Origin of the sequence: Paenibacillus foliorum (genome assembly GCF_013141765.1) — a bacterium.
Classification (GTDB): Bacteria; Bacillota; Bacilli; order Paenibacillales; family NBRC-103111; genus Paenibacillus_S; species Paenibacillus_S foliorum.
In genome coordinates this window covers 55,637-65,922 of sequence record NZ_WHOD01000113.1, presented here as the reverse complement: position 1 = coordinate 65,922, position 10,286 = coordinate 55,637, and the positions used below count along the sequence as shown (strand labels likewise).

Sequence of the window (10,286 nt, the reverse complement as noted above, 5' to 3'; positions counted from 1 at the left end):
CCGGTGCTTGCCGCGGTGCGCAGCGGCACCGCTGGCGCGCTAGCGCGAGGCCACAGCGCGAACGCGCCGAGCGGCGGCATGCGCCAGGCCGCGAAGCCCACCGGCGCGGGCAGCAGCGCATCCGCGAAGGCTGCTTCGCGCGCAGGAGCAGGCGCGAACGCGCCGGAGGCCGTGCTTGAGCCCTCGGGCTCAGGCACGGCTCGGCGCGGACGCCGCGATAAGCGCAGCGCCTGCTGCAGCGCGGTAAGACCGAGCAGTGCTGCGCCGAGCAGCACGCCCATAAATTCATTGCCGATGCCGTAGTAACGCGCTCCGATCATAGGATCGTAGCCGAGCACAGATCTCTGCATCGCTATGGAACCGTGAAAACCATCGTACAGGATTACCCCTGTTACCGTTAGTCCTATTGCTGCCAAACCGAATACAAAGCCTCTGCGTATGCGGGCGGCAGCTAAAGCAATAATGATACTAATTCCAAAAATCCCCCCCATCACAGCTGCTGTTGTTCCTTCCGACTGAAAAGTCAGCCATCCCATCAACAAAAGTCCAAGCGGGGCAATGAGGAGTGAGAACAACAGAGACCTCCATAGGGTTATCCCTCTTTTTCCTAGAGAACTACTACCTGTGAAATACCAAGCAACCGCCAGCGCGCCCAGCATCACTATTATTTCATACACAGCAAGTCCATATAATAATTTAGGACGCTGTGAATAAACAGACTGCATATGCTGTAAATCCTTCAGCAGCTTTGGAAGAGCATCTGCCGTTGATTCCCCCACTGCCGGTAATCCGATCATTTCTTTAGGTATTTGAATTCCGTATGCCCGCAGCAAGGTTGGGGCGATATCAACGATCGTGATAAGACCTGATCGACGGGTTGTTGCAGATGTCAGCAGGGCTTCCTTGCCCGATGGTGAATACATCATGATGGGCGCTAATAAAGCTTTTTCTTTAGCCGCTTCCCCATTTATCTGCGGACTTAGCAGCCAAAGCTCCCCTACACCGCCAGGCTTCATCTCCATAGCACGTGTCAACTCTCCAATAAAACGGTCTAGCTCTTTTACTACTTCCTGCTTCATGCTCATAAAAGCTTCCTTGGAGTAGGAGTCTCGCTCATCATATAGCCGCCCGAGATCCCCGAGCTCAAGTAATACTAACGCTGGATTCACCTGTTCGCGCCATCGGTCCATTAACCAACTATAATTAGTCCGTATTCCATAGGGTCTTGAACTATCCATGATTAATCCGCTGCCACTAACATCACCCTGCTGTACCTTCCCTGCTTCGTTCATTAGCATAAGCGAGGCATATCTGCGGTAGGTTCTACCCAAATCGGTTTCCTTTAAGCCGGCTTCCGCCTTCATAAGATCCAGATTACCCCATACGCTTACATGGATCCCCGCAGCTTCTAAGCTTTCTCCCAACAGGCCAGGCCGTGCATGATAATAGTTCGAAGCATTCAACCGCTTGATAACTTCCATCTGCGGAACAACAATTCCATCCTTGCTTCCGCTTGCAGAAATACCCGTCACTCTTTGATGCTTCTGCCAAGCTTTTTCCCCACCAAGCTGTTCACTTGTTTGAATGCCAGCCACACCTGAATTTGCCTCGGCAATTTGTCCTGTTCCCATTGATATGTACACATCTTCCAAGCCTTTGCCTGGGGTCCGGATATTTAATGCCCCCCATGCACTCTTATGCTTCAGCTCCTTTATGTGAGGCAAGGTTCTAACCACTGCCCTATCCTGCTTTGAATCCTGAGGATCCAGCTCCAAAAAAGACAATCCAGGAACAGAAACCACTGTAATTTTTTTAGGTGCTGCCGAAAGCTGCCCGTATGGATCAGATATAGTCGCCTGTGGACTAGCTACAGCTTGAGCTAACGTCATCATACTGCTTATCCACAAAACGAATATAACGACAGCTATCCGAATCTTAACCACAATTAAACCTCCTCCTCTTTCGGCCTATTTCAAGCAAATAGTACGTTCTATTTACCTTATATGACGTTACTTTCCCCCTAACTTGACCCATTTATCCTACATGTGAATATCGCAGGAATTTCCTACTATTATCCACAAGATTATCCCCATATAAAAATTAAAAAACAGCTTGGAAAATCGCCCATTTCTTTGTAATCCACAGGTTTATCCACATTATCCACAGGTTAATCATGAAAATATTATCCACTTATCATGAAAATAGGGAAACTCCATTCTACTTGTCTTTATGCACTTTTACACAGTTATTCACATTATACACAAGGGCTGTGGATAACTTTTATCCACAGCCCTTGTGTTTTTATTTATGAGTTTTATTTAAATATTTTTAATTAACTGACTTTTCTGCCCATGTACATAATATGCGGCGATACCCCTAAGACATATGGATTTTCCGCTGACTTTATTAAAATATCTATAATCTTATTCATTTCTTCATCTCCGCGCAGCTTCCAATAATCCTTTTGTTCCCGCTGGAGTAATGAACTAATATTCGATGAACCGATCATTTTAATCATTTCGAATCCGTGATTCTCCATAAAGGGCTGGATCTTCTCAATGTCAAAATAATAGGCCCCAGTAAACCTTCCTTCATCACTGTGATCGAATATACCCGTATTCATAAATTCAGCTATTCCATCCGCACTATCGTTTGGCTTCCAATGCTGGGGTGATAGCAGCGAGGTTATAACATGCCTTATTCTTGGCATAAAAGCTACGAATACCATCCCAGCTTGCTTGGTAACCCGGTACAATTCCTTAACCGCTGCTATTCGCGCGGATTCCGTTTGCAAATGATACAAAGGCCCAAGCATCAAGGAGGCGTCAAACTGCCCATCCCCAAAACAGCTCAAATCTCTTGCATCCGCAACATGAAAACCTTGGAACCGCTCCAGCAATCCGCACTCTTCTGCCTTTTCCTGAGCCTGCTTCACAAGCTTAGGCGTGATGTCCGATAACGAAACCTTATACCCGCATTGAGCCAATCTCATCGCATATTTGCCTGGACCGGCTCCATTGTCCAAAACATGCCCTTGCTTAGGAAGATGCTCTTGGATAAAATGCCAATTAACCTTAAATTCAATCGGCTCTCGCTCTAGCCTTCCCCATTCATCAAAAGTCTCATAATACTCGATTATGCGATCCTTTTCCGACATCCGCCCTCATCCCTCTCCTAGTAACAAATATAAATCATTCGTTCTTTTAAAAATGAAGAAGCGGGTATGTCGGCAGCATCCGTTAAACCTAGGTGTAACCCGCTAACCCCAGTCAGGTCGCCATAGACTATTTTATGGAATGGTTATCTCCACTTCACCAACATCAATCGAATCTCCTTCCCCTTGGTCTTGAGCCTGCCCCTGCAGAAAATACTCGCGAACCGCCTGGTTGCAGGCCGCCATGTAAGCTTGTGCCACTGCCATCAGCACATCCCGATGAACAGCTACTCCTCTGAAATGATTACCTTTCCAGCTTACGGTCACAATGGCCTCTCCGTTTGCTTCTTCGCCTGAAGATAAAGAGTACAGCTCCAGATCTGTAAACTCGACATGAATCGGAAGCGCCTGACTGATTCCTGAGACCAATGCCTCTACTGGACCTTCTCCAGTTCCCGAGAAGACAATCTCACTCCCCTCTGCATTGTCCTTGATCGTGCATGAAGCCATCCGGCTTCCTGTAGTACCTGTCAGCACTTGAGCTTGCAGCAAAGTGTACGGCTCAAGCACGGTATTGACGGTATGGCCAATCAGCTCCATCAGTTGATGATCCTGAACTACCTTTTGCCGATCTGCCAGCTCCTTGAATTTGATATAGAGTGCTTCCATTTGCTCATCTGTCGGATTTACACCGAATTGACTTACACGATGTTTGATCGCATGACGACCAGAATGTTTACCCAGAATAATCATATTACGTGGTACACCAAGGCGGTCTGGATCCATAATTTCGTAAGTATTGCGATTTTTCAGAAGTCCGTCCTGATGAATGCCAGCTTCGTGCTGGAAAGCATTACGTCCAACAATCGGTTTATTAAAAGCAATCGGGAAGCTCATCGCGCGGCTGACCTTCTGCGATACCTCATAAATATGCTGGGTCTGAATGCCAGTCACGGCCCCCATTGCTTCCTTGCGAGTCTCAATCGCCATTACCAGCTCCTCCAAGGAGCAGTTACCTGCACGCTCACCTACACCGTTAACCGTTACTTCAACCTGTGTAACCCCAGCTTTGATCGCCGCCAGGCTGTTAGCAACTGCAAGCCCAAGATCATTGTGACAGTGAGCGCTGTACTCCACTCCCTTGCCTCCGCGAACGTTGTTCATCACTCGGGTGAACATGGCTCCGTATTCCTCAGGCAGCGCGTAACCGACCGTGTCTGGAATGTTAATGATCGTTGCTCCCTCTTGAATTACAGCTTCAATCATCTCAAACAAAAATTCATCTCCAGTTCTTGTTGCGTCCATTGGGGAAAATTCAATTCGATCTACAAACTGTTTTGCATAGGCCACCATTGACCGGGCGATTTGAATAACCTGTTCCCTCGATTTCCGCAGCTGAAAATCCAGATGAATATTCGATGAGGATAGAAACATATGCAGCCTGCGCCGTTCCGCCGCTTCCGTTGCTCGGACCGCCGAATCGATATCCTCCTTAACCGCACGAGCGAAGCCGCAAATTTCTACGCCTGTTACTTCTTGGGAAATGCACTGCACGGCCATAAAATCACCTGGGCTCGAAATTGGAAACCCTGGTTCGATAACATCTACCCCAAGCTGTGCTAGCTGCCGAGCGATAACAATTTTCTGCTCAGGATGCAGCGATGCTCCCGGCGCCTGCTCGCCATCTCTCAGTGTCGTGTCGAAAATATGGACTCTTTTTATTTCTTTTGCCTGATCCTTTGCTGAGCTGCCTTGAGTTGAGTTTATTGGATTAATATTTGTCATTTTATTGTTCCTCCTAATTTGGAATTACTTTTTTTTCAACAAAAAAAGCCCATCGTCTCTAAAAAGAGACGACAGGCCTAAGCTGCCGCGGTACCACTCTTGTTGACCCCTTCCATGGAAGGGCGTCCGCTTTGTGTGAAGTATGAAGCTTCAAGCAGCGCTTGTTAATCGCCATATTGAAATTCCTACTTCACTCCCCGATCACGTGGGGTCCTCCGTTATAGCCTAACACCGGTGTTTACCGGTTTCAGCCCTACCGCTCCCGGGTGAGATTCGTGCCTCCCTTGACTGCGTTGCACCAACCCGCAGCTCTCTGGACAAGGGAAATGCTCTACTAGCTCCCGTTCTTCGCGTTTATTGTTATATGTTTTTTTCCTGCTTATTTGAGTAACCAAAAAAGGCCTGCCATCTCTATATAAGAGACGACAGACCTTGTAGTCTTATCGCGGTACCACTCTCGTTGACCTCCATCATCTGGAGATCCGCTTAGTGTACTAATGAATGTATCATCAGCACTACCCTTTCACGGAGGCAACCCGTCAGAACTTACTTGCAGGTGCAGCGCTACACCGTTTCAGTTCTACCGCTCCCGGGCGAGCTTCATAGGCTTCTCTGACTGCGTTGCACCACCCGCAGCTCTCTGTACAGATCCGACCGACTACTGTTCCCGTTCTTCGCGTTTATGATATTGTTTGTTAGTATAGTATGTCACTCAGTCAATGTCAATGCATACGCCACAAAAATTTTCAGCCATTTTAATCAAAAAATTAAGTAACTATTCATCCAAGCTCAACAGAACCTCATTCTAGCTCATTCATTTTTCCTGCTGCCAGATATGCACATCCATCAAAAAAAGCCCCAGCGCTCATTCATTTAATGAGCACCGGAGCTAGTCCAAATCTCTTGATTATTATCCTTCACTACCGATAAACACGTACCGCAGCACGATAAGCACAGCCAATACCCACATCAGCCAATGCACCTTATATTGTCCACGACCGCTAGCGCTAGCAATGGATGCCAAAACCACATAGGATACAATACCGAACGAGATGCCGTTAGCAATGTTGTATGTAAAAGGCATGAACACGATCGTAAAGAAGGCTGGAATCGCAACTACATAATCTTGAAAATCAACATCCTTGATGGATTGCATCATCAGCACTCCCACAATGATTAGAGCCGCCGCAGTAGCCGAGCCTGGAATTAGAGCCGCAATAGGAGCAAGGAACAACGCCAGTAAGAAGCACACGCCGGTACTAACTGCAGTTAAGCCTGTTCGTCCTCCCTGAGCAACACCCGCAGCACTCTCAACAAAGGCAGTTACCGTACTAGTACCCACCAGTGCGCCACCGCTGACCGCAATAGCATCAACCATCATAGCTTTGCCGACTTTTTTGTTGCCTTCCTCTTTATTTTTCATAAAGCCCGCGCGGTTTGCAGTACCTACTAGCGTACCGAATGTATCGAACAGCTCCACAAAAGTAAAGGTAGCGATTACTGAAATAATTCCCACATTCATCAAACCTTTGAAATCAAATTGACCAAAGGCTAATTTACTCATATCCGGTACCCAATTCGTTTTGGCATCAGTCAACATACCAAGATTTACTTGCCCCATAAAGTAGCCGACAACCGTTGTCAGCAAAATACCGAACAATATGGCACCGCGTACTCGCAGCACCATCAAAATCGAAATTAAGAACAAACCAACAATACAAAGTAGTACTCCAGGATCTTTAAGACTCCCCATATGGAACACCGTTTCAAAAGAAAGCACATCAACAAACTTATGAGCTGGAATATCTTTACTCGATTCAACAGCTACCGTTAGCAGTCCGCTATTCTTCAAACCGATAATTGTAATAAATAACCCTATTCCTACTGTTATCGCATGCTTCAAGCTATCCGGCACTGCCACTAAAAGCAATTGGCGTACCTTAGTAACCGTTAACACAATAAAAATCAATCCTGAAATAAAGACAGCGGCTAGTCCCATTTGAAACGTAAACTGACCTTGTGAAGACAGAATCACGGTAGCAAAGTAAGCATTCAAGCCCATCCCAGGAGCTAACGCAACTGGAAAATTTACAAAAAGCCCCATTGCAATCGTCATTACGCCTGCAGCAATAGCAGTAGCCAAAAATACAGCCGTCCAATCCATGCCCGTTGCACCAGATCCGAAATTACTTAGAATGTTCGGATTTACTGCGAGAATATACGCCATAGTCATGAACGTCGTCAAACCTGCCATGATCTCCGTACGTACCGTAGTACCGTTTTCTTTTAGCTTAAAAAATCGATCCATCCCCAAATCCCTCCAAATGGTTTTTGGAACAACGAAATAAACTCAGCATGATCTCTGCTGAGCCCGCAAGCAAAGTCGGGACGGTGATCAGTTGCGCAATACAGATCTACAGCAAGATGTGCTGTGAACACTATTACACACGATGAACAAAAACGTCTTTCGCTTTGTTTGTTCGTAGCCAGATCATTTACGGTGATCTCGTAGAGACTCCCAGGCCAATTCCCGAGATTATACGAAACTGTTATTCCCTTAATATTCATCACTTATTCTAAAAGCGATACCTTCACTTGTCAATTGGTTTTCCGAACATTCTACAGTTTTTTTTCTGACACGTTCGGTAATTTACTCAATTACACGACATTTGGATATAAAAAATGCCGTTTCTTTCCTAGAGGAGAGAAACGACATTTTTTTCAAAAGCTTCTAAATCAAATATTTACTAAATCTATTCCCACTCGATAGTTGCTGGTGGTTTCGATGTAATGTCATAAACAATCCGGTTTACATTATCCACTTCGTTAACAATACGCACCGATATTTTTTCCAGAACATCCCATGGAATACGTGCCCAATCTGCAGTCATGCCATCGATGGAGGTTACTGCACGAATCCCTACTGTATAAGAGTACGTACGAGCATCTCCCATTACGCCAACACTTTTCATATTAGGAAGCGCAGTGAAATACTGCCAAATTTCGCGATCCAGACCCGCTTTGGCTATTTCATCACGCAGGATAGCATCGGATTCACGAACAATAGTCAGCTTCTCTTCTGTAACTTCACCTAGCACACGAATTGCAAGACCTGGACCCGGGAATGGCTGACGCCATACGATTTCAGCTGGGAGACCGCATTCTTCGCCGACTTTACGCACTTCATCTTTAAACAGAGCCTTCAACGGCTCGACCAGCTCGAATTTCATATCTTCAGGAAGACCGCCTACATTATGATGCGACTTGATGGTATGTGCAGTAGCGGTTCCGCTCTCTACGATATCGGTATACAACGTTCCTTGCGCCAAAAAGGCGAAATCATCAAATTGCCCCGACTCTTCCTCAAACACGCGAATGAATTCCGTACCGATCAGCTTCCGCTTTTGCTCAGGATCGTCTACGCCAGCAAGCTTACCCATAAACCGATCGCGGGCATCAATTTTGACAACCTTCATATCAAATTTGCCAACAAAGGTTTCCATGACACCGTCCGCTTCCCCTTTGCGCAGCAAACCGTGATCAATAAACATACAAGTCAGTTGATCACCAATAGCTTTGTGAAGCAAAATTGCCACAACCGAAGAATCCACCCCGCCGCTAAGAGCGCAGAGAACCTTTTTGTCGCCAACTTGATTACGGATATCACGAATGGTGTCTTCAATGAAGCTCTCCATGCTCCATTGACCAACACAACCACATACTCTATACAGGAAATTATGAATCATGTCATTACCAAAGACGGAATGACGAACTTCCGGATGAAACTGGACACCGAATATCTGTTTATCTGGGTGGCTCATTGATGCAACCGGAGCATGCTCCGTACTAGCATCAACAACAAAGCCAGTTGGAAGCTCAACTACGTGGTCGCCATGGCTCATCCATACGGTTTGCTGTTTATCCAAGCCATGTACTAACTGGCAATGGTCTGCAAAATCCACTTCCGCTTTACCATATTCCCGTTTGGAGGCTCTTTCTACCTTACCTTGAAGCTGATGCGCTATTAGCTGCATCCCGTAGCAAATACCGAAAATAGGAATACCCAAATCATAAATAGCTGGGTCAACGATCGGGGAGTTATCCCCATACACACTTGAAGGTCCGCCTGAAAAGACGATTCCTTTGGGCTGAAGCTGCTTTAATTTGTCAGCAGTAATATTGTAAGGAAGCAGCTCACTATATACCCCTAAATCACGAATTCGACGAGCAATCAGCTGGTTGTACTGTCCGCCGAAATCTAACACGACAATAAGTTCATTCGGTTTATCCATAATTTCCTCCTAATAGTTTTCTTTAGAAAACTTTATTCATAAGCATTGACTGAGTTTTCGTTAGAAAACTGACTTCGTAAGCGTTGGCTGAGCTTTCTTTAGAAAACTGCTTCATAAGCAAATTCTAGTTTTACTCGCTAAACGCTCTGCTAAATCAATAGGTAATATTATAAGCTTCCGTACTAGAAAGGGCAATGCCTGTATGCGAAAACCTTTATACCGGCTATTTTTCTATGCCTCATCTACAAGTCATTAAAAGTGTATCATCACTCCATTTATCATTTACCATATAGATAGGTCCTACTACTACGAATAAGGTTCGGCAGCAAGTATTCATACTAATCAGAATTTTCCACAATATTATTCATTTATCCACATACTTATCAACAATTTACCCAAAGTTATGCACAGAGTTAACAAAGTTATCAACAGAAATTTAATAAACTAGCCTACGCTGTTCAGTGAACATAACGATTTAGACTGATTAAAATAAAAAAGGCAGCCACAGCTTAAGACTTAAAAATAAGTCCTTAACTGCCAGCTGCCATTTCTTCAACTAGGGTCATGCTTTTCAAGCGGAACCTAGAATCTCCAAATAGTGCGGATTGTTCATAATGCCTAGAATATTCCCATAGGGATCAACCACGGAAGCAGTGACGAACCCAGAGCCGCGGTTTATTCGTTCCTGGTACTCTTTCGCTCCCATAGACAGCAGCTTATCGAGTGTTGCTGCCACATCCTCGACATGCCAGTACATTACAGCACCGCCCGGGCCTTCCATCGAACCCTTGGGAGCATAACGGCTATCGATCAGACCCAGCTCATGCTGGTAGTCGCCAAGGCGAAACTCGGCATATCCTGGACGTTCAAAGTAGGGAGCGATGCCCAACAGCTCAGTGTACCAATTCTTTGCCGTCTCTAGATCAGCCGCCCAAAAACTAATGGTGGCGAATCCTCTTAATAAGGTGTTGTTCATTATCGATTCCCTCCTCAGGATCATTTCCCATTTACGCTTCATATTGCTATTATCAATGTCTGCCACTGACAACAGTATG

Annotated in this window: 6 protein-coding genes, 1 riboswitch and 2 other annotated features; all 6 genes read right to left on the bottom strand. The window is 45.7% G+C overall.

Going from position 1 to position 10,286, the window contains the following annotated elements:
• Nucleotides 1–1,943: hypothetical protein (locus GC093_RS30545; RefSeq protein ID WP_171655724.1), on the bottom strand; the 1,943-nt coding region annotated here is incomplete at its 3' end.
• Nucleotides 1,944–2,332: 389 nt separating this feature from the next.
• Entirely contained in the window at nucleotides 2,333–3,157 is an 825-nt protein-coding gene (locus tag GC093_RS30540) for a class I SAM-dependent methyltransferase (protein WP_171655723.1), read from the bottom strand.
• 132 nt (nucleotides 3,158–3,289) lie between these two features.
• Entirely contained in the window at nucleotides 3,290–4,876 is a 1,587-nt protein-coding gene (locus GC093_RS30535; RefSeq protein WP_312886641.1) for a 2-isopropylmalate synthase, read from the bottom strand.
• A 124-nt stretch (nucleotides 4,877–5,000) separates the two neighbouring features.
• Nucleotides 5,001–5,297, bottom strand: a binding site (T-box leader).
• Between the two features lie 57 nt (nucleotides 5,298–5,354).
• Nucleotides 5,355–5,623: a binding site (T-box leader), on the bottom strand.
• Between the two features lie 226 nt (nucleotides 5,624–5,849).
• On the bottom strand, nucleotides 5,850–7,247 hold the full coding sequence (locus tag GC093_RS30530; protein WP_171655721.1) for an NCS2 family permease: 1,398 nt from the start codon (nucleotides 7,245–7,247) through the stop codon (nucleotides 5,850–5,852).
• Nucleotides 7,248–7,402: 155 nt separating this feature from the next.
• Nucleotides 7,403–7,503, bottom strand: a riboswitch (purine riboswitch).
• Between the two features lie 189 nt (nucleotides 7,504–7,692).
• Nucleotides 7,693–9,231, bottom strand: a complete 1,539-nt coding sequence (guaA, locus tag GC093_RS30525; protein WP_171655720.1) for a glutamine-hydrolyzing GMP synthase — start codon at nucleotides 9,229–9,231, stop codon at nucleotides 7,693–7,695.
• A gap of 571 nt (nucleotides 9,232–9,802) precedes the next feature.
• Nucleotides 9,803–10,207, bottom strand: coding sequence for a VOC family protein (locus GC093_RS30520; protein WP_171655719.1), 405 nt, complete (start codon nucleotides 10,205–10,207; stop codon nucleotides 9,803–9,805).
• Between the last annotated feature and the right edge of the window lie 79 nt (nucleotides 10,208–10,286).

What these genes read in the sequence shown, in the direction of transcription:
- GC093_RS30530 (WP_171655721.1), bottom strand. Translation starts at nt 7,247, where the DNA reads ATGGATCGATTTTTTAAGCTAAAAGAAAACGGTACTACGGTACGTACG.
- guaA (WP_171655720.1), bottom strand. Translation starts at nt 9,231, where the DNA reads ATGGATAAACCGAATGAACTTATTGTCGTGTTAGATTTCGGCGGACAG.
- GC093_RS30540 (WP_171655723.1), bottom strand. Translation starts at nt 3,157, where the DNA reads ATGTCGGAAAAGGATCGCATAATCGAGTATTATGAGACTTTTGATGAA.
- GC093_RS30520 (WP_171655719.1), bottom strand. Translation starts at nt 10,207, where the DNA reads ATGAACAACACCTTATTAAGAGGATTCGCCACCATTAGTTTTTGGGCG.